An 18,938-nucleotide genomic window follows, 5' to 3' on the forward strand; every position below is an offset into this window, starting at 1 on the left:
AAACTCTTGACCCGCCAGAATCGTGAGGACGGCACCTTTGTAGATGCCTGGGTACCCCCGGCTTTGGGGGCAAAACTGCTTGATCAGGCTATGGAAGATAATCACGGAACCGGCGAGGGGGTCGACAGTGACGCAAACGATAGATGACGACACCGCGGACATGTCCGACGTTGAGACCAGCGCTTTTGCGGACTATGTTCCCAGTTCAGAGCTGCAGAAGGTTCTGACTGAGGCGGTGTCTTTATTGGGAGGCAGTGAGCGTACCGGTCAGGTGGCGATGGCGGCTGCGGTGGAACAATCGCTGCGCTCAGATGGCAAATTAGCAGTTCAGGCGGGGACTGGAACCGGGAAATCCCTGGGATATTTACTGCCGGCGCTGCTGTACTGCCTGCACGAGGACGCCAGGGTGGTCATTTCGACCGCAACTTTGGCTCTGCAAAACCAAATCATCACCAAAGATGCCCCCTTGGCAGTGGAAGCGGTGAAAAACGTGACCGGCTCCGAGTTGCGCGTGGAGGTTCTCAAAGGCTGGCAAAACTATGTCTGCCTGCATAAGTTGAACGGCGGTTACGCGGGCAGTGAGGACGATTTATTTTCCGCCATGGAAGATTCCCTTATCCCTACGGCTGGCGGGAGCACAGAGGCCGCTTCGGGACCGGGAATGAAAACCGCGCGCCAAATGTGGGGATTTGCTGCCGAGACGAAAAAGCTTTACGAGTGGGCTCGAGAAACTCCGACCGGGGATCGGGACGAAGCTCCGCGCGGTATCGGCGCTCGGGCCTGGCGGCAAGTTTCCCTGTCCAGCCTGGAATGTGTCGGGGAGAAATGCCCGTTCCGTTCCGAATGTTTCCAGGTCTCGGCTCGCGACAAGGCAGCGCAGGCGCAGGTGGTGGTGACTAACCATGCCATGCTTGGGCTGGAGGCCGCGGGAAAACAGAATCCGTTGCCCCCGTGTGAGGCCATCATTGTTGATGAGGCTCATGAATTGGCCGAAAGGGTGCGTTCTCAGGCGTCTACTGAGTTCAGTGCCAATATGTTGGCAACCTGTGCCAAAGCGGCGGGCAGTTTGGGGGGCTCTGGCAGTGAGGAACTCACTCAGCAAGCCATCATGCTGGGCGTGGCGCTGCAGAATCTGGAAGATGGCCGTTTCACACAAATGCCTGAGGCAGTCGCGGAATGTCGGACTCTGGCTCTGCCACCTTTGAAAGCTGCCCTAGCCGAGTTGAGTGCTAAGGGCGGGTCCGACGCGGGTTCCGGCGGCGAAAAACGCGTGGACGCGGCGAAAGTAGCCGTTGCGAAAGCGGCTTTGACCAGCCTGTTAGATACGCTTGAGACGATGACCCCGGAATCGGTTGCGAACGGTGAAACGATTCTGTGGCTGAGTCGGGGACGTGATGGTGACCAGGAACCTCGGCTGTACACCGCTCCACTGGACGTGGCCGGAAAGCTCGCGAATCGATTGTGGAGTGAACACGCCATCATCGCTACCTCGGCCACGCTCAAGCTGGGGGGCACGTTTGCGCCGCTCATACACAAGATGGGTTTGCAGCTTGAGGAACCGCAGCCGGAAACCTTAGATGTCGGCTCGCCGTTTCGCCACGATCGGCAGGGCATTTTGTATTTGGCTCGGGACTTACCGGCGCCCACTCGCGGGGAGCACCCCGAAGTGTTCTGGGATCGCCTGGTGGAGCTGGTCGAGGCCTCGGGAGGCGGGGCGCTGGGGCTGTTTTCCTCACGCAAGATGGCTGAGCGCGCGGGGGAAGAGCTTCGGGAACGCACCGATTTGCCCATTATGGTCCAAGGTGAAGATTCCATGGCAGCCCTGGTTGACGATATGCGCGAGGACACTTCCGCCTGTCTGATGGGAACTCTCTCGCTGTGGCAGGGGGTGGATTTGCCGGGGAATACTTGCCGTTTGGTGCTGATTGACCGGATTCCATTCCCGGTTCCCAGCGACCCTGTTATTGAGGCGCGCTGTGCCGCCGTCAAACGAGCCGGGGGCAGCGACTTTATGGAAGTTTCCCTGACCCATGCCGCCTTGTTGCTGGCGCAGGGAACCGGGCGGCTGTTGCGTTCCGCCGCGGATCGCGGGGTGGTGGCGGTGCTGGATTCACGTCTGGCCACCGCGCGGTACGGGGGATTTTTACGAGCCTCCCTGCCGCCCTTGTGGCCCACGGAGGACGCACAGGTGGTGTTGGACGCTTTACGGCGACTGCACCAGCAAGTTTCCTAGGGGTGGGCGCAACCCAACCCTTACAGGGAACGGATTACCGTGACGACCTTGCCTAAAATGGTGGCGGTATCGCCGGGGATGGGTGCGTAGTTATCGTTGTGGGGCAGCAGCCAAACGTGCCCGTCAGCTCGGGAAAACTCTTTTACCGTGGCCTCGCCGTCAATCATCGCCGCCACGATTTCGCCGTTGCGGGCTTCACTCTGATGGCGCACCACGACCCAATCGCCATCTAATATGCCACCGTCCTGCATGGATTCGCCCTTTACTGCGAGCATGAACAGCTCGCCAGAACCGGTGAAACGCCGAGGCAGGGCAAAAGTGTCCTCGACCATTTCCTCTGCCGTGATGGGTGCGCCCGCTGCAATCTGTCCGACCAGGGGAACCGTGGTCGCCGCCGCTGTGTCGGCGATGCCCACCGGAATGGTGGTGACGTTGGCAGGCTGTGTCGCGCCGGGTGCCGGTTTCGGCTGCAAAGTTCCCATCCCCTCGGGAAGTTTCACGAATTCCAAAGCGCGCGGTGTGTTGGGAGCGCGGCGCAAGTAGCCCTTTTTGGTCAACACATCGAGGTGGTGTTTGACCGAGGAGGGGGAGGACAGCCCCATGGCCTCAGCGAGTTCGCGTACCGAGGGGGGGTAGGCGAGCTTTTGACTGAGTTGGTACAAAGTCGTCAAAACTTCCTGTTGTCGTTTGGTCAGGTCACTCACTGATGCTCCTTTATCTGAGTACTTTTGCGCGGGTTAGTTGGCAAAAAGCCGTCTGGCGTAACTCGCGGATTTTCGTCTCCGGGGTCCATGTCAGACTGGCAATTGTCAGGCTAACTGCGGTCAAAATTAATATTCGCACAAATGTTCGATTTTGACTCGACAACGCGCCGGCAATGGTTTATATTGTACGTACAGATGTTCGAACGAACAAATGTTCGAATGAATGGAGGGATTACCATGACAGCTGTTTTGGCACCGACTTTTGAGGTTAGCGAGCTGGCTCCGAATCACCCGGCGGTACGTGCTTTCAGAGCGCGGCAATCGCGCCCGGCTTACCTGCGTTTGGTTCCGAAGACCTCGGCGTCACCCGCTGTAGCTGCGCGGCCGGTTTTGTCGTGGGATGCCGTAGCTTTGCGAGTGGGGCTGTTTATTCTGGCTGCCCTCGTTATGGTGTTCCTGGGTATGGTTTTGGGGCTGGGGCTCAGTCCTGATTTCGTTCCCACGGATTTTATCCAACACACGGTCGTGCCGGGCGATACGCTGTGGGATATTGCCGCAGCTAATGCCGCCGGTGTGCCGACTGACGAGGTCTTGGCGGACATGATGGACGCAAATGCCTTGGACGCGGGTTCCGTGCTAAATACTGGGCAAACGGTGTTGGTTCCGGTTTATTGAAATGATTGGGTTCAGTCCGACTCTCCAGCTTGCGAAAACTTCGGTTTGCACTTACGGTGAAACCTGTAGTCTTGCAGCGGTGAAGGAGGGCGACGTGCACTGTCCGTTTTGTCATCACGGAGATTCCCGTGTGATTGATTCACGTACCGCCGATGATGGTGCCTCCATTCGGAGGCGTCGTGAATGCCCCAGCTGCGGTCGGCGTTTCACCACCTTGGAAACCACGCTGCTGCTGATTAAGAAACGTTCCGGAGCGACCGAGCCGTTCCGTCGCAGCAAAGTTATTGCCGGTCTGGCTAAAGCCACCCAAGGCCGTCCCATCAGCTCTGACCAACTCGCTCTTATGGCTCAAGGCGTCGAAGAAACCCTGCGGGCCTCAGGGAAAGCCATCATCAACTCCGAGGAAGTCGGCAAGGCTATTTTGGAACCGCTAAAGGAACTGGACGAAGTCGCCTATTTGCGCTTCGCTTCGGTTTATTCCGAATTCAACTCGCTCGAGGACTTTGAGGACGCAATCGCCTCATTAAAGAACCACTCTCAGAACTAGCCGCCGGTTTTGATGGATGCTGGCCGGTGACCAGCACTCGGCGCCTAGCTCTGCATACGGAACCCCTCGGAAAGCCGCTCCAAAACGGATTCGCGCACTTTGCGGCGTTGAATCTTTCCGAGTTCGTTATGCGCCAACTGTTCTGGGAAAGACACTGAACGCGGAATCGCATAACGGGGTAGGGAATCAGCAACCCAAGTCCGAATCTTGTCCAAATTGAGGCTCGCTCCCGGATTGAGCACTACCGCCGCGTGTACCTGTTCACCCCGGGCGGGGTCAGCTTGATCGGGAATGCCGACCACGGCGACTTCTGCCACCTGGGGCATCGTGGCTATGGCCGCCTCCACGACCGAGGGATAAACATTGAAACCGGAGATAATGATGAGCTCTTTGCGCCGGTCACTCATCCGCAAAAACCCTTCGTGTTCCTCGACCAAGTCGCCGGTGCGCAACCAATGATCTGGGGTGAACAGCAAATCAGTTTCTACCTGGTCGCGCCAATACCCCGGGGAACACCCCGGTCCCTTCACCACGAGTTCCCCCACCTCGCCGGGCTCGACGTCAACGAGGGTATCTGGATCGATGACCCGCACTTGGATAGAGGGGAACACGATGCCCATGTAACCAAGTTTGCGTTCGGGACTCATCGGGGACCCCAGTACCGTCGGCGAAGTCTCCGTCATGCCGTAGCCTTCGATGATATAGCCGGAAGTAGCTTTTTCCCAGCGTTTTGCGACTTCTTGAGTCAGCGGCATCGCTCCGGAAATAGCGTATTTAAACGTTGATAAATCTATTTTCGGGTTTTCCTCAGCGGCTTTCGCTAGGCGGTCAAAAATTGGAGGCACTCCCACTATGAACGTGCCCGGACGCCGGCGTTGGGCAGCTAGGGCTGCTCGGGTGCTGAACTTCGGGAACAACACCGCGGTGGCTCCCAAACCAATCGCCCCGTTCAGGGACAGGGTCAGGCCAAAAGCGTGGAAGAACGGCAGGACACAGAACCAGGTTTCTTTGCCGGGACGTAGCTTGGTCACCCAGGTCGTATTGGCAAACAAGTTCGACACCAAGTTGCGGTTGGTCAAAATGACCGCTTTCGGTTTGCCGGTGGTTCCGCCCGTATGCAGCAGCACGGCTGGGACATCGGGATCAACTCGCACAATGCGGTTATATGGTTTCTGTTTTTCCAGCAGGGTATCGTAGTCGGGCAAATCCTTGGCCTGCGGGTCGCAGAGCTGATGGTAGAGGTCTTTTGCCTTCTTAATCGGCAGGCGCAAAGCAAAACGCAGCCGGCGCGGCAAAGCCGCGGAAACATCGAGGGAAATAACTTCGGTGTCCATGCTGCGCACCAACTCGGTGACACTTACGGCGGCCTTTTGCCACACAAAAACCAGCTTTGATTCCGCGTTTTCGATTTGCCACTTCAGCTCTGTCGGGGCAGCCAAAGGGTTGTGCAGCACGCACACCACTCCCAGCTGCAGGCAGGAATAGAGCAGATAGACGAACTGCGGACAGTTCGGAGCCACGATCGAGACCCGGTCGCCTCGCTTGACGCCGTGTTCAAGCAGCAGCGCCGAAGTGCGTTGCACGTTTTCGCCCAGTTCCCGGTAGGTCGTGGTGGCGCCAAAAAAATCCAAGGCTACCCGGCGCGGATATTTATTTGACTGAGTTCGCAAAACATCAATCAGCAGCTGATCGGTGACGGGGATTTGGGCGGGAACATCGGGGTTATAAAGCAGACGCATCCGTTTGGTCAGCTCAGAATCTTGCTCGGGCGGGGTATGCACATACCTAGGCAGGTGAATTCCCGCATCGGGGGCCAGTTCCAACAAATCCACTGTTTCAGTCATACGTCCACCCTAACGCAAACTTGCCGGTCAAATCCTTTTCGCCAGGAATTTGTCCGGTAAAACCCGCGCCCCAGCGGCGAGCGATCCAGCGAAAGACTGGTGAGGGCGCGGCAAAACTCGGTGCGGCGAAACTCCTGCCATGCAAACGGCTCTTGCCCCGGCACCCTGCGCCCAGCAGGGGCGCGCCCGCCTCCGGCCTGGTGCGATCCGTCAAGGTAAGTTAGTTAACCGCGGTCTCTTCGTCCCGAACGAAGCCCTCCATTGGAATGCAGCGCAGGGACAGCGTGGAATCGAATTTGGCGATTTCATCGAGCGCCGCCTTGGGCATTTCGGAGGAAATGTCGCCGATAACGTAACCGACTTCACCGGTGGTGCCCAGGACCTGACCTTCGATGTTCACCCCGGCATCAGAGAACAACTGGTTGATTTTCGCCATCACGCCGGGGATGTTCTTGTGAATCAAAGTGATGCGGTACTTGGTATTGCCGGTCGGTTCCAGGCTCAAGTTCGGCATATTTACGCTCATCACGGTTTCGCCGGACTGCAGGTAAGTGCAGAGCTTGCCAGCCACGAACCAGCCGATGTCCTCCTGGGCCTCCAGGGTGGAGCCGCCGATGTGCGGGGTGAGGATGGTGTTTTCTTTACCCATAATCGGGGAGTGGAACTCCTCGCCATTTTTGCGCGGTTCATCGGGGAAGACGTCAATGGCGCAGCCCCCAATCTGGCCTGAATCCAAAGCCTCGGCCAAGTCATCGAGGTTGACGACGAAACCGCGGGACAAGTTCAACAGTTTCGCCCCGGGCTTCATCTGGTTCATTTGTACTTTGGTGAACATATTTTCGTTAGAGGCGCGCCCGTCCACGTGCAGGGACACAAAATCGGCGCCCTGCAGAGCTTCCTCCATTGAGTTGCACTGTTTCGCGTTGCCGATGGGCAGTTTCTTTGCCAAGTCATAGAACTGGACCTTCATGCCCATGGCTTCAGCCAGGATAGACAGCTGAGTGCCGGTCGAAGAGTAGCCGATAATCCCCAGGGTCTTGCCGCGCACTTCGTGAGAGCCTTTGGCGGTCTTTTGCCAATCGGCATTTTGCAGGTGAGAGTTGCGTACCGGCAGCTGGCGAGCCAGCGCGATAATCTCGGCGATGGCCAGTTCCGCCACGGAACGCGTGTTGGAGTAAGGGGCGTTGAATACGGCCACCCCGTGTTTTGCCGCTTCTGGCAGGTCGATTTGGTTCGTGCCAATGGTGAAAGTCCCGGCGCAGACCAAGTCCGGGCATTCATCAAAAACTCGCTTGCTCAGGTTCGTCTTGGAGCGAATCCCGACCATCTGATAGCCCTGGAGGGCCTTGATCAGGTCGTTTTCGTCCAAAGCGCCGTCTACCCGGTCGACTTGAACATTTGCGTCGCTAAATACTTTGTTGGCGACTTCGTGGGGGTTTTCAAGCAGCAGTATCTTCGTCATGGCACCACTTTAGACCAAAAGAGCGCGGTGCTGAAATCCCATGTCAGGGGAAAACTCGCGGGAAGTCGTCAATCCTCACTGGCGGGAAAGTCCATTCCCGCGGGCAAATCACTGGCCAGGATGTGCATCCGTTTCGTGCAGCGCGTCATCGCCACGTAGAGGTCTCCGGCTGACTGGCTGGCGATAACGGCGGGTTCCACCAAGATGACGACGTCGAACTCCAGCCCTTTCGCTGCCCGCGAATCCAGGCAACACACCTGGTCAGCCACCACATCGGCGGTGTCTAGGCCCAAAGCCTCAGTCAGGTACGAATGCGCCTCGGTGGGGACGATAATCGCTAGTTTGCCGGCCCCCTCACCGACTTCCGCTTCCAAACGCGCCGTTTCCGCCTGGAGGGTTTCCCGTAGCATAGGCACAAGGTTCCCCGCCCCGGACATTGGTTCCTCCAGGTTGGGCTGTGGCTCACCCTTCAGCCGGGTAAACGCCAAGGCGCCCGCCACGTCTCGCGCCGACCGCAGCGGCACTACCGCGCTTTCGGGACTGGACGCCAGCACCTTTTGCGCCAAATCCATCACGGCACGCGGAGTGCGGTAGTTGATGGTGAGCTGCTCCATCACCGGAGCGGCGCGCATGGCAGGTCCCAGCAGAGTCTGCCACGATGGCGTACTCGACCAGCTGTGCGACGCTTGGTTCACGTCCCCAACCACGGTGAAAGACCGCGAAGGGCACCGGCGCAGCAGCAGATGCCAGTCCATCGGCGAAAGCTCTTGAGCCTCGTCCACGACCACATGTCCGTACGCCCAAGAACGATCCGCGCGGGCACGCTGAGCCAGGGGAGACAGGCTCACTTCACCGCGGGTTGACCGCGCCAGCATACGCGCGTTGATGAGCCCTCCACCCAGATCCATCGCTTCGATAGCTTCCGCTGCCCGTTCGATTTCGCGCTGTTCGCGGGTGCGACGTTGCGCCGCGGAATCGGTCAGTCCCGGCAGCGGCCCCAGCAGCTCCGCCAGTTCATCTAAAATCGGCACGTCAGCGTCCGTGAAAGGGCTGGTCTTGGGACGCTGTAGGGCAGCGAGTTCCTCGGCAGTGAAAATCCCCGAGGCAATACGGCGCAAATAATCCGGGTAAGCGTAGAGGCGCGCCAGCAAGTCGGGAGCAGACGCGGGTAGGTAGCAGCGGTTGACCGCCCGGCGTACTTCAGCAGAGCCGCGGATTTCCTCGGTCATCCATTCCATGTCCTCTTTGGTAGGGGTTTGCCCGGCATAGAGCTTCGTCAACTCGCGGACCAGGAATTTGGCGTAGGTGGCCCAGTGCTGATTATGGGTGGAACCGCCGTGAGAACCGGCTTCCATCGCCTCACGAACCAAAGCCGCGCTGAGATTCAGTCGAACGTGGTCTAACTGCAGAACTTGGTCCTCGTGGGGAGGCCGTTTCAAATCGGCCACGGCCGCGGCGGCGACTTTAATCCAGCGGGTGTCGCCTTTCAAGGCGCGCAGCTCCGGACGTTCCGCCACGGTGTGCACGCCGGGGAAACATTCCCCGATGGTCAGGCTGACCACTCCGGTTTCACCCAGGGCGGGAAGCACCCGCTCGATGTAACGCAAAAACGTGTGGTTGGGGCCAATAACCAACACCCCTTGAGAGTTCAGTAAGTCTCGGTGGGCATAGAGCAGATAGGCGGCTCGGTGCAGCGCCACCGCCGTCTTGCCGGTACCGGGTCCGCCCTGCACCACCAAAAAAGCATTCAGGTCGGAACGAATCACCCGGTCTTGTTCGGCTTGAATAGTCGAGACAATGTCGGACATCTGGCCGCTGCGCGCTCGTGACAGCGCTGCCATCAAAGCGCCTTCACCCTGCAGCGTTGCTGTTTGAGCGGCGTCCGTGTCGGCGGCGGAAGTCAACAGTTCGTCCTCCACGCCCACCACTTGGCGCAAACTGGTAGCTACGTGCCGCCGCTTCCAGACCCCCAGCGGAGCCACCGCCGTAGCCTGGTAGAACGGTTGGGCGACTTTCGCTCGCCAATCCACCAACAGTTGGCGAGACACGCCCTCACCAGGTTTTTCCTCAAGTTTTTCCGACGCGGCTGGTGTTTCCAGAGGGTCCTCGGGAGAGTCCTGGGACGAGGCAAGCTCTGGGGGGGTGCCGAGAACCGGAGCCTCGGCATCGGTGACGTCAAAGTCTCGTAAACCGACACGGCCGATGTGAAAGCTCGTTCCGTCCTCTAGGTCTAGACCCCCGAAAACCAGGCGATTTTCCACGCTTTCCAGGCGGGTAGCTTCGTCTCCGTAGTGAGCCGCCAAGGCGTCGCGGTCTGCCCTAGCCGAGGGGTTAGAACTCATTTCCGCGGCGACCTCATCCTGGCGCCGACGGTAATAGACCCGCATTTCATCGAGAGCTTTATAGGCACAGTCAACGAAAGTCTGCTCCTTGGCAATTTCGGATTGCCAGGACGACGGCACCGTTGCGTCAGCCAATTTATCTCTCCTCAAGACATCAAAAGGGTAATCAATTATGCCCTAAAAGGTTTACGGGGGCGAATCGGGGACAAGTCTTGATAACATTTAGGGGTTGAACTTTTCGAGGGAATAATGGACGCAGACAAATTTGATACCTTATTAGCGCCCGGCGCGGACCTGAGCGGCCACGCCGACGTTATGCTGCATCACCTCAACGGGGCGATGGATGCCGGGCACTCCGGGCGGGGCATGCTAGAGAACCTGATAGAAGCCCTCCCACATCAGACCATTGCGACCTTTAACTCCGATAAACTGGTGGATTTCCGCTCCCATCGGCCCTGGCTGAGTTTTTCGGACTGGAAGTTCACCGAAGTGGAAATGCCCGAAATTCGCCTGGAATTGCTCAGTGACGACAACGACAGAAATTTCTTGGTGCTGCACGGACCGGAACCGGATGCCCAATGGAATCTGTTTTTGGAAACCGTCCAGGAAATTGCTCGGCGCTTGGGAGTACGTCAGACGGTAGGCGTGACCGGAATGCCGGCGGGTGTACCCCATACCCGGCCCACCCCGGTGCATATGCACGGGGCGCGTTCGGAAAGCCTGCCCAAACAACCCAAGATGGTCGGTGAGATGATTCTGCCGGCCGGGATGGACCAGCTCATCGAATTCACCCTGGGACAAGCCGGTTTGGACGCGGTAGGAATCATTGCGGCGGTGCCATATTACCTGGCAGAAGGGGACTACCCTCCGGCGGCCGCGGCGCTTATGTCCGCGGTGGCTGCCAAGACCGGTCTGGCACTGCCGGTGGGAGACATCGAAGCCGCTTCCACCCTCACTTTGGGACAAATCAACCAGATGGTGGAGCAGTCTGAGGAAGCCGAACACATCGTCGATATTCTGGAACAGCACTTTGACGAAGCCGAGCCGATGGCGATTATTGAGACTCCCGAAGAGCCGCTGCCCACCGCCGAAGAACTTGGGGCCCGTCTCGAAGAATTTTTGAAACGCACGGACCGGTTGAATCGCGGCGCGAAGCTCTCCAATCTTGACGAAGAGGTTCCCCCGGTCGCCGACGCCTCCGGAATTTCCTCCCTGCGCGACACGCCTTATGAAAAGCGCAATATCGAACAGTTCCGTCCTCGCCGGGGTCGGCACCGCCGCGACACCCCGGAGGATTAACGCTACCGGGGACCCTTGTAATACCTGACGACTAGCGGGTCCAGCCGCCCAGCGGCTGATCACCAGAGGGGGCTTCGAAAACCGGGAACATAAGCTCGGGACTGATGAAACCGAGCCACGCCACAGCCACCCCGGCCAGCAAAGCGATGCAAAGCCAGCCGATGCCGGCCCCAACCAGGTTCGAGCGATTCCCCGGAACCGTACCCACTCCCACCAGGTTCACCCGCGAGGGGTTCATCGGGTAGTACCACGCTTGGGGACCTTGGGCGGCGACCTCATCGAGACTGTTCTCTTCGCTACCGAGTTCCGCCCGGTTAGCTTCCTCAATCCGGGCTCGTGCCGTGGCGCGTTCAAAGGCTTCGCGCTGCGCCAACAGTTCCGCTTCGCGCTTCAGGCGGGCTTTTTCCGCAGCGGCGCGCACTTTCGGTGGGCGCGGGTCGAAACGAGGGTCGTTTGCCGGCAGGGCAGTGATTTTCACGGTCGTAGGCCCCTGGGGGGTGTGCAGTTCGGAAACTGCCGTGTGGGGTCGAGTCTGGTTCTGGAGGATTCCCGGGGTCACTCGCCACACCCCTTTCGCTTCTTCCTCCAGTTGGGTTCGCACCAGTTTCTGCAGCAGCAGACTGGTGCGGCGCTGGAAGCCGGGAATCCGCACTTTTCCGTACTGTGCCGGCATTCCCAGCGGCGCCCACATGAGGGACACTTCAAAACCGCCGGGGTGACCGGCATGACCGCTGATGCGCCGGATTCCACTGATTGACGCTGGTACGGTGGCAGGGTTGGACGCCACGCGCACCCACACCCTGACAGCTTGTCCAAAGCGCATGAGGCCGTAGAGGGCGGCGAAGGCAAAGAACAGTATTGTAGGCGGGAACAACAGCACGAAATAGGGGTCGGAGCTCGTGACGAGTTCCATGTTGACCAGGCAGGTACTCGTCATGATGAACTGGGCGGCCAAGAGCAGAACCGCGTTGATGATTGTTTCCGTGTTCCAAGAGCGCGAGTTTTCGAAGCGAATGTCGTGCGGATCAACGGCGGAAACCCACGCCGGCAGCGGGATATGGTTGCGGGCGCAGGTCCGAGCCCGACCGATGTGGAGGTCTTCGGGGTTCAAAGTTACGTAGTAGTAAGTGTTGGTTTCGCCGGGGTCCTGGGAAGGTAGGAGGACGGTGACCTCGTAAGGCAGGGAGCGCATGGTGTCTTTTTCGGTGAGGGGCTCAACTTCTTTGATATAAGCCTGGATGCGGTAACGTTCTACGCTGCTCTGAGGACGCGCTCGATAGATGAGAATCGCAGCTAAAACCAGCGCTACAATCCACCACAGACCAATAATCAACGCTTGCATAACACAATTAAACCAGTAAAAGTGGCTGTTTATCTGGTTTCGATGGATTCGTGTACCGGCCGCTGTGGCGCGACGAGGGTAAAAACAGGTAAACTGGTTTGTGTTAACACATTCGTTTTGGGTTTGGGGTGTTTTCCTCAGCCGCGCACTGAAAGGACATGGTCATGGCACTGTCAGACTATGAGAAGCAAGTCCTGGCGCAGATGGAGGCTCAGCTCCACAACGAAGATCCCAAAATGGCTGATAGGATGCGCCAGACTTCCGCGAAGGTCAGTGGATCCGCAGCGAGCCGTCCGCGGCGAGTTGCTTTTGGAGTCGTTTTGGTTCTGATTGGGGCAGTAGTCCTGATCGGAGGGCTCATCGCCACGCCTTACCTGAAAGGCTTTGAATTTTTGGGTACCGCTATCGGGGTGTTGGGGTTCGTAGTTATCGTCCTGGGGGTTCTCAAGATTTTCGGGGTTGGCTCGAAGTCTCCCGAGTCGAAACCGGCTCCTCGCAGCCAGCCGGCCGGCGCGTCAGTATCGCACGCGTCCTTTATGGATCGTCAAAATGAGCGGTGGGATCGCCGCCAGCGCGGCGAGTAGCACTCTGATTTTTTCCGTGAGTCTCTGACTCGCCTGTTTCATCCGGTTACCGATTTCGGTAGCCGGTTTTTGTTTCCCGTTTTGTTCTAGTCCCGTCCCGTGAGACATTCGCTGCGAAAATTTCCTCCACCGAGTAATTCTCTGAATTTCCAATAAATAATTTGCAAAAAATGCAAAATTCATCGCGTTTTTGCAAATTTGTGGATGAAAGTGGAGTAAAGTGGGGTATAACGAAAACCTGAAAGGTATCGGGTCAAAGTTCAGCATCACGCTGAGGATGAAAGGGAAGGACGTGTTCTTAGGGACCTACGAGCCAAAGCTCGACGACAAGGGTCGCCTGATACTGCCTGCCCGTTTTCGGGAGCAACTCGCAGGCGGAGTCGTTTTGACCAAAGGCCAGGACCACTGCGTTTACGCGTTTGAGACTGGCGAGTTCCAAACCCTGTATACGGAACTTCGCCAGGCTCCCATCACCCACAAGCAGGCGCGGAACTTTTCCCGCGTGCTGCTGTCCGGGGCGACGGACCAAATCCCGGACAAGCAAGGACGGATTAACATCCCGCCCGCACTGCGTGAATATGCCGGCTTGAACCGTGACCTGGCGGTTTTCGGCGCGGGTTCCCGAGTGGAGATTTGGGACCTGCAGACCTGGAACGAATTCTTGGCTGCCGCCGAGGAGGACTTCTCTGAAGTCTCGGAAGAAATCCTCCCGGGACTGCTGTGAGGAAACTCGCGGATAACTGCATAAACCCGCGTGGGTTTGGTGTCCTACCGATTCTGAATGCTCTTCCCCGCAGGCAGACACGGTGGGAAACCTGGCTAACGCGGGAGCCGCTGGGAAAACCAGGGGACGCTCTCAAAGAAAAAGGAAGAAACGTGAAATCAGTTGCCGAAATCCACCAGCCGGTGCTGGCTGAGGTGTGCGCTGATTTACTGGCACCCGCTTTGGTTACCTCACCAGACTTGGCCACCCCACTTTCCTCCACAGCTGATTTTTGCAGTATCCAGGGTCCTGTTTTAGTTGACGCCACTCTCGGTTTGGGGGGACACAGCGCGTATCTGTTCGAGCGCCATCCGCGGTTGCGCATTATCGGTATCGACCGCGACCCGCAGGCTCGGGATTTGGCGGCATCCCGACTCAGTACTTTTGCCAATCGTCTCAGCATCGTCGGCACGACTTACGGGGAATTGGACAGCGTGTTGGCGCAGCACGGTTTGAGCCAAGTGGACGGGATTTTGGCTGACCTGGGAGTGTCGTCACTGCAGTTGGATGAAGCGGAGCGCGGTTTTGCTTATGCCCACTCGGAGGCTCCATTGGATATGCGGATGGATCAAACCGCTGGTTTTACCGCAGCGGATTTCTTGAACCTGGCCGAGGTGGAAGAAATCGCCGCGGTGCTGCACACCTACGGCGAAGAAAAGTTCGCGTGGCCTATCGCAAAAGCCGTCGTGAGGGCCCGTGTGGAACAGCCCTTGCAAGTTTCGGGCCAGTTGGTGGAGATCATTCGCGACACCATTCCTGCTCCGGCCCGCCGCACCGGAGGAAATCCGGCGAAACGTACTTTCCAAGCCTTGCGGGTGGCGGTCAACGACGAGCTGGGCGATTTGGAACGGTTCCTGACGAAAGCGCTGTCTGGTGTGCGGGTTGGCGGACGCATCGTCATCGAAAGTTACCAGTCCCTCGAGGATCGCCTGGTCAAGCGTGCTTTTGCCGCGGGGATTCATCCCGCAGTTCCCAAGGGGTTGCCCGTGGTGCCTGAGCAGGCTCAGCCTTGGTTGCGCGACCTCACACACGGTTCGCGTTTAGCTGATGAGTTCGAGGTCGCCAGCAATCCGCGCGCCGCCTCGCTACGGCTGCGAGCCGTGGAAAAGACGCGGGAACCCGACCTGGAAACCCCCGCGGGGAACCTTGTGAAAACCAAGCAAAAACCGGTGGAAAAACGGTTTCCCACCCTGACGAAACTTCGTGCCCAAAACCCTGTCCACCCCCTAACTGAAGGAGACCATCGTGACTAACGCAGCTACTTCCAGCCTGGCTTTGCGTAAACCCGGCAGCGTCGCTGGCATGCCGCTTCCTGTTCGGAGCGTCCCGAGGCCGCAGCTTCAACTGGTCCCGACTTTTCAGAAGCGCCGCATCACGTGGCCGATGTGGCTGACGGTGGCGGCGATGCTCGTCGCCGCGCTGGTCGTGCCCGTCGTCATCAACACCCAGTTGGCGATGACTTCCTACGATATGTACGCCATGCAAAACGAGTTGAACTTGTTGTTGGATCAGCAAGCCGACCTGGTGACCCAGGCCCGCGAGGCTCAATCACCGCAATACCTGGTTGAGAAAGCTCAGGAAATCGGATTGGTCCCGGCCGGAGAACAGGGCTACGTGACGTTGTCGACCGGAGAAATCATCCCGGGGAAAGCTGCGCATTAGGGGCTGGCGGGAAAGCGTCTGTGGTGCACGGAACCCCTCGCGGTCACGGCGTGGGAGCGTGAAAACCTGGCAGAGCTGGACGAAACTGGTCAGGTGAGTAGAGTCCGAAAAAACCTGTTGGCGGTGGCCATCATTGCGGTGCTGTGCATTTTTGCGGTCCGCTTGGTGGTGGTGCAGCTGGTGCAGGGACCGGAGCTCGCCGCGGCAGCGCAGGAGCAGCGCAGTCGCACCCACATTATTAAGGCTCAACGCGGGGACATTCTGGACTCATCGGGCCGACAGATGGCGACCTCCGTGAAACGCTACAATATCGGGGTCAACCAGGTAAAAATCAATACTTATTATCAGCCGAAAACCGTGGGGAAAGACGCGAAGGGCAACCCAAAGATTATCTATGACCAATTCGACCGGCCCGAGGTCGCGGCTTTCGGACCGGCGGCAGCGGCGAAAAAGCTGGCTCCGCTTTTGGATGCCGACCCCGCTGAGCTGGGTGGGAAACTGACTTCTCAACCCGGCAAAAAGCCCTCGACCTTTGTGTATATCGCCAAAGAAGTGACCCCTGAGGTCTGGCGCAAAATCGCAAAGCTGGGGATTCCGGGCATTGAGCCGGAAGAAATCACGAAACGGATTTATCCCAACGGCAATGTGGCCGGAAACATTGTCGGTTTCACCAATATTGATGGGGTGGGCTTAGCGGGGCTGGAACTGAGCCAAAATAGCAAGCTTGCCGGGGTGGACGGCAAAGATTTCACCGAAATTGGCCGGCGGGGACAAACTATTCCGGTCCAGGACAACTATCGCAAAGACGCTATTGCGGGACAAACCATTAAGACGACTATCCTGCTGGACTTGCAAAATACCTGTCAGCAAGTGGTCGAGGAATCCCGCTCTCAGTTCGGGGCGCAATCCGTCATGGCGGAAGTCCAAGAGGTCGGCACCGGAAAAATCCTCGCCCTGTGCGAGACGGACACGGTCAACCCCTCAGAACCTACGAAAACTAGCGAAAAGAATCGCGGTTCCAAGGCTGTTTCTACGGTTTACGAGCCCGGCTCGACCCTGAAAGTTCACACTATGGGAGCGGTCCTTGAAGCCGGCAAAGTGGAGCCCACCAACACTTTTACCATTCCGGGTGAAATCACCGTGTCCAACGGGCAAAGTTTTCGGGACTCGATTGCCCACGGGACTTACGCTCTGACCGCGGCGGGGATTATAGCCAAATCGTCGAACGTGGGGATTGTCCAGGTCGGCGACCTGATTAAAGACACCGACAGGTATCAAAAGCTGAAGCAACTCGGTTTTGGCAAACCTACCGGTGTCGAATTGCCCGGCGAGAGTGCGGGGCTGCTGGCTCCCTCTGAAAACTGGGACGGGCGCCAGCGTTATACCATCATGTTCGGCCAAGGTATCGCGGCGACTATTCTCCAGGTCACCAACGGTATCGCCACGGTGGCAAATGGGGGAGTGGAAGTACAGCCGCACCTCATCGAATCTTGGACAAAACCCGACGGCAGCGTGGAAAAGAAATCTGTGGACGCGGGGACCAGAGTTTACACCAAGGACACTTCCAGGAAACTGCTGACCATGATGGAGGGGGTCGTCTCTGAAAAGGGTGGTGCCCCCGGTGCCCAAATCGAGGGATACCCCGTGGCTGGGAAAACCGGAACCACCCAGATTATTGAGGCAAATGGCAGGCAAACCGGGACCGTCGGGTCATTTACCGGGGTGTTTCCCGCCAATAACCCCCGCGTGGTCATAACTGTGGTGGTACATCGCCCTTCCGCCTCGATATACGGTTCGGTGGTCGCGGTCCCGGCGTTTAAAGAGATTGCGGGGGCTACGATTAGAGAACTGGGAATCCCGCCCACCGACACGAAACCGCAGTTGTATCCGATTGGAGATTAGAGAAATATGACTTTGGAAGTTGCTTTTGACCCCTACGCGCCGGATCTGCTTCGCCTGCCCTGGATTGAAGTAGCGGATTTGGCAAAAGCCGTGAACGGCACTGTTCATGGTAAAGACGGCCGGGTGCGCGGCGCTGTTATCGATAACCGGGTGGTGCGCGGTGGCGAGCTGTTTGTGGCGATGCCGGGGTTTCATGTGCATGGCGCCAAGTTTGGTGCGGACGCCGCCGCGCGAGGGGCCGGGGCAGTGTTGACCGATCCGGCTGGGCTGGCGTTTCTTACCGACGTGGACATCCCCGCTATTATCGTTCCCGATGTGGCTTCCGTAGCCGGTCGGGCGGCGTCTATTGCTTTTAATAATCCCTGTCAGCAGTTGTGCGCGTGGGGCGTGACGGGCACGAACGGAAAGACCACCACCACCTACCTTTTGCGTCATTTGCTGCATCGAGTAGGTCACCTGTCCTCGCTGGTGGGCACGGTAGAGGCCGCGGTGGGCAAGAAAACCGCCCCCGCTTTCATCACGACCCCCCAAGCACCCCAGGTGCAAGCCTTCGCGGCCACGACGGTGCAGGAAAACGTGCATCACATGGTGGTGGAGGTGTCCTCGCATGCTTTGGCGATGGGACGGGTAGATCCCCTACATTTCGCCTGCGCCGGTTTCACGAATCTGTCCCAGGATCACTTGGATTACCACGGCACGATGGAAAAGTACTTCCAGACCAAGGCCTCGCTGTTCTCCCAGCAGCGCAGCGATCGCCAGGTTATTATCATTGACGGCGTGTGGGGCCAACGCCTAGCCGAGCAGCTGGAACGCAGCGGGCAACATGATTTTGTGACCCTGTCCCTGACGGGTCTACCGGCTGATTGGCAAGGGAAAATCATCGAATTGGACGGGGGTTTCACCGAACTGCGGTTGCGGGCTTTTGACGGTAAAGAAGCGTCCGTGCAGGTACGCATGCCTGGTACATTCAACGCGATTAATGCCGCCCTAGCAATCGTGATGGTGGTGACGGGGTTGTCTCCCAGCCCACGTCAGCTAGATGGGGACATTTTGCGCCACCTCACCGTGAATCCCATCCGTCTGGACGTGCCGGGACGGATGGAGTTGCTGTGTGAAGCACCCCGGGTGATTGTGGACTTTGCGCATAACCCGGATTCCACCAAGATTTTGCTCGATACCATGCGGATTTCGACCAAAGGCCGGCTGCTGCTGGTCATGGGTGCGGATGGACAGCGTGATCCGGGCAAGCGTCCGATTCTGGGTCAGATTGCCGCCGAGCTGGCGGATTTCACCTACGTTACGGATGGCGACATTCACGAGGAAGAACCCAGCGGGATTCGCCGGGACATCATGGCGGGCATGAAAGGGCACGAGGACAAATTCGTGGAGGTCGCCCCCCGTGAGGTGGCCATTGAGCGAGCTATTTTAGATGCTCGTCCCGAGGATACCGTCGTTATCACGGGGCGGGGGCATGAGCCCATCATGTTCACGCCGGATGGACAGTACGACCTCGACGACCGGGTAGTCGCCCGCGAGGCTCTGGCGAAGCGAGCTTGAGCCCTTTTCTGACCGGAGCCGG

General features: G+C 58.3%; 15 protein-coding genes. 10 read left to right on the forward strand and 5 right to left on the reverse strand.

All coding sequences use genetic code 11. The features are described from left to right. Positions 1 to 97: 97 nt before the first annotated feature. Entirely contained in the window at positions 98 to 2,233 is a 2,136-nt protein-coding gene (locus tag Q0X47_RS07380; protein WP_297724506.1) for an ATP-dependent DNA helicase, read from the forward strand. A gap of 20 nt (positions 2,234 to 2,253) precedes the next feature. Here Q0X47_RS07380 and lexA read toward each other — a convergent pair whose 3' ends face one another. Beyond that, entirely contained in the window at positions 2,254 to 2,937 is a 684-nt protein-coding gene (gene lexA / locus Q0X47_RS07385; protein WP_297724440.1) for a transcriptional repressor LexA, read from the reverse strand. 237 nt (positions 2,938 to 3,174) lie between these two features. Between lexA and Q0X47_RS07390 the strand changes: the two genes are divergently transcribed. Both Q0X47_RS07390 and nrdR read left to right on the forward strand, forming a co-directional pair. Then, positions 3,175 to 3,612, forward strand: coding sequence for a LysM domain-containing protein (locus Q0X47_RS07390; protein WP_297724443.1), 438 nt, complete (start codon positions 3,175 to 3,177; stop codon positions 3,610 to 3,612). Between the two features lie 94 nt (positions 3,613 to 3,706). Continuing rightward, the gene (gene nrdR / locus Q0X47_RS07395) at positions 3,707 to 4,159 is read left to right on the forward strand and encodes a transcriptional regulator NrdR (RefSeq protein ID WP_297724446.1); all 453 of its coding nucleotides are present in this window, start codon (positions 3,707 to 3,709) and stop codon (positions 4,157 to 4,159) included. 44 nt (positions 4,160 to 4,203) lie between these two features. Here nrdR and Q0X47_RS07400 read toward each other — a convergent pair whose 3' ends face one another. The 3 genes from Q0X47_RS07400 to Q0X47_RS07410 all read right to left on the reverse strand — a co-directional run bounded on the left by Q0X47_RS07400 (position 4,204) and on the right by Q0X47_RS07410 (position 9,942). Then, positions 4,204 to 6,003, reverse strand: coding sequence for an AMP-binding protein (locus Q0X47_RS07400; protein WP_297724449.1), 1,800 nt, complete (start codon positions 6,001 to 6,003; stop codon positions 4,204 to 4,206). Positions 6,004 to 6,223: 220 nt separating this feature from the next. Next, on the reverse strand, positions 6,224 to 7,465 hold the full coding sequence (serA, locus tag Q0X47_RS07405) for a phosphoglycerate dehydrogenase (protein ID WP_297724452.1): 1,242 nt from the start codon (positions 7,463 to 7,465) through the stop codon (positions 6,224 to 6,226). Positions 7,466 to 7,533: 68 nt separating this feature from the next. Beyond that, positions 7,534 to 9,942 (reverse strand): AAA family ATPase, encoded by a 2,409-nt coding sequence (locus Q0X47_RS07410; protein WP_297724455.1) that lies wholly within the window; start codon positions 9,940 to 9,942, stop codon positions 7,534 to 7,536. Between the two features lie 114 nt (positions 9,943 to 10,056). Between Q0X47_RS07410 and Q0X47_RS07415 the strand changes: the two genes are divergently transcribed. Further along, on the forward strand, positions 10,057 to 11,106 hold the full coding sequence (locus Q0X47_RS07415; RefSeq protein WP_297724458.1) for a PAC2 family protein: 1,050 nt from the start codon (positions 10,057 to 10,059) through the stop codon (positions 11,104 to 11,106). Positions 11,107 to 11,137: 31 nt separating this feature from the next. Here Q0X47_RS07415 and Q0X47_RS07420 read toward each other — a convergent pair whose 3' ends face one another. Then, positions 11,138 to 12,448: a hypothetical protein gene (locus Q0X47_RS07420; RefSeq protein WP_297724462.1), complete on the reverse strand. Its 1,311-nt coding sequence runs from the start codon at positions 12,446 to 12,448 to the stop codon at positions 11,138 to 11,140. A gap of 164 nt (positions 12,449 to 12,612) precedes the next feature. Here Q0X47_RS07420 and Q0X47_RS07425 point away from each other — a divergent pair, with 164 nt between their 5' ends. The 6 genes from Q0X47_RS07425 to Q0X47_RS07450 all read left to right on the forward strand — a co-directional run bounded on the left by Q0X47_RS07425 (position 12,613) and on the right by Q0X47_RS07450 (position 18,916). Next, entirely contained in the window at positions 12,613 to 13,032 is a 420-nt protein-coding gene (locus Q0X47_RS07425; RefSeq protein ID WP_297724465.1) for a DUF3040 domain-containing protein, read from the forward strand. 292 nt (positions 13,033 to 13,324) lie between these two features. Further along, entirely contained in the window at positions 13,325 to 13,756 is a 432-nt protein-coding gene (mraZ, locus tag Q0X47_RS07430) for a division/cell wall cluster transcriptional repressor MraZ (RefSeq protein ID WP_297724509.1), read from the forward strand. Positions 13,757 to 13,908: 152 nt separating this feature from the next. After that, on the forward strand, positions 13,909 to 15,048 hold the full coding sequence (rsmH, locus tag Q0X47_RS07435) for a 16S rRNA (cytosine(1402)-N(4))-methyltransferase RsmH (RefSeq protein ID WP_297724468.1): 1,140 nt from the start codon (positions 13,909 to 13,911) through the stop codon (positions 15,046 to 15,048). Beyond that, positions 15,041 to 15,457 (forward strand): hypothetical protein, encoded by a 417-nt coding sequence (locus Q0X47_RS07440; RefSeq protein ID WP_297724471.1) that lies wholly within the window; start codon positions 15,041 to 15,043, stop codon positions 15,455 to 15,457. The genes rsmH and Q0X47_RS07440 overlap by 8 nt, the downstream gene beginning before the upstream one ends. Before the next feature lie 93 nt (positions 15,458 to 15,550). Then, positions 15,551 to 17,359 (forward strand): penicillin-binding protein 2, encoded by a 1,809-nt coding sequence (locus Q0X47_RS07445; protein ID WP_297724474.1) that lies wholly within the window; start codon positions 15,551 to 15,553, stop codon positions 17,357 to 17,359. A 6-nt stretch (positions 17,360 to 17,365) separates the two neighbouring features. After that, positions 17,366 to 18,916: a Mur ligase family protein gene (locus Q0X47_RS07450; RefSeq protein ID WP_297724477.1), complete on the forward strand. Its 1,551-nt coding sequence runs from the start codon at positions 17,366 to 17,368 to the stop codon at positions 18,914 to 18,916. The last annotated feature ends 22 nt before the right edge of the window (positions 18,917 to 18,938 follow it).

Source organism: uncultured Mobiluncus sp. (genome assembly GCF_947254095.1).
Taxonomy (GTDB): domain Bacteria; phylum Actinomycetota; class Actinomycetes; order Actinomycetales; family Actinomycetaceae; genus Mobiluncus.

What these genes read in the sequence shown, in the direction of transcription:
- Q0X47_RS07390 (WP_297724443.1), top strand. Translation starts at nt 3,175, where the DNA reads ATGACAGCTGTTTTGGCACCGACTTTTGAGGTTAGCGAGCTGGCTCCG.
- Q0X47_RS07400 (WP_297724449.1), bottom strand. Translation starts at nt 6,003, where the DNA reads ATGACTGAAACAGTGGATTTGTTGGAACTGGCCCCCGATGCGGGAATT.
- serA (WP_297724452.1), bottom strand. Translation starts at nt 7,465, where the DNA reads ATGACGAAGATACTGCTGCTTGAAAACCCCCACGAAGTCGCCAACAAA.
- Q0X47_RS07415 (WP_297724458.1), top strand. Translation starts at nt 10,057, where the DNA reads ATGGACGCAGACAAATTTGATACCTTATTAGCGCCCGGCGCGGACCTG.
- Q0X47_RS07420 (WP_297724462.1), bottom strand. Translation starts at nt 12,448, where the DNA reads ATGCAAGCGTTGATTATTGGTCTGTGGTGGATTGTAGCGCTGGTTTTA.
- Q0X47_RS07425 (WP_297724465.1), top strand. Translation starts at nt 12,613, where the DNA reads ATGGCACTGTCAGACTATGAGAAGCAAGTCCTGGCGCAGATGGAGGCT.
- Q0X47_RS07450 (WP_297724477.1), top strand. Translation starts at nt 17,366, where the DNA reads ATGACTTTGGAAGTTGCTTTTGACCCCTACGCGCCGGATCTGCTTCGC.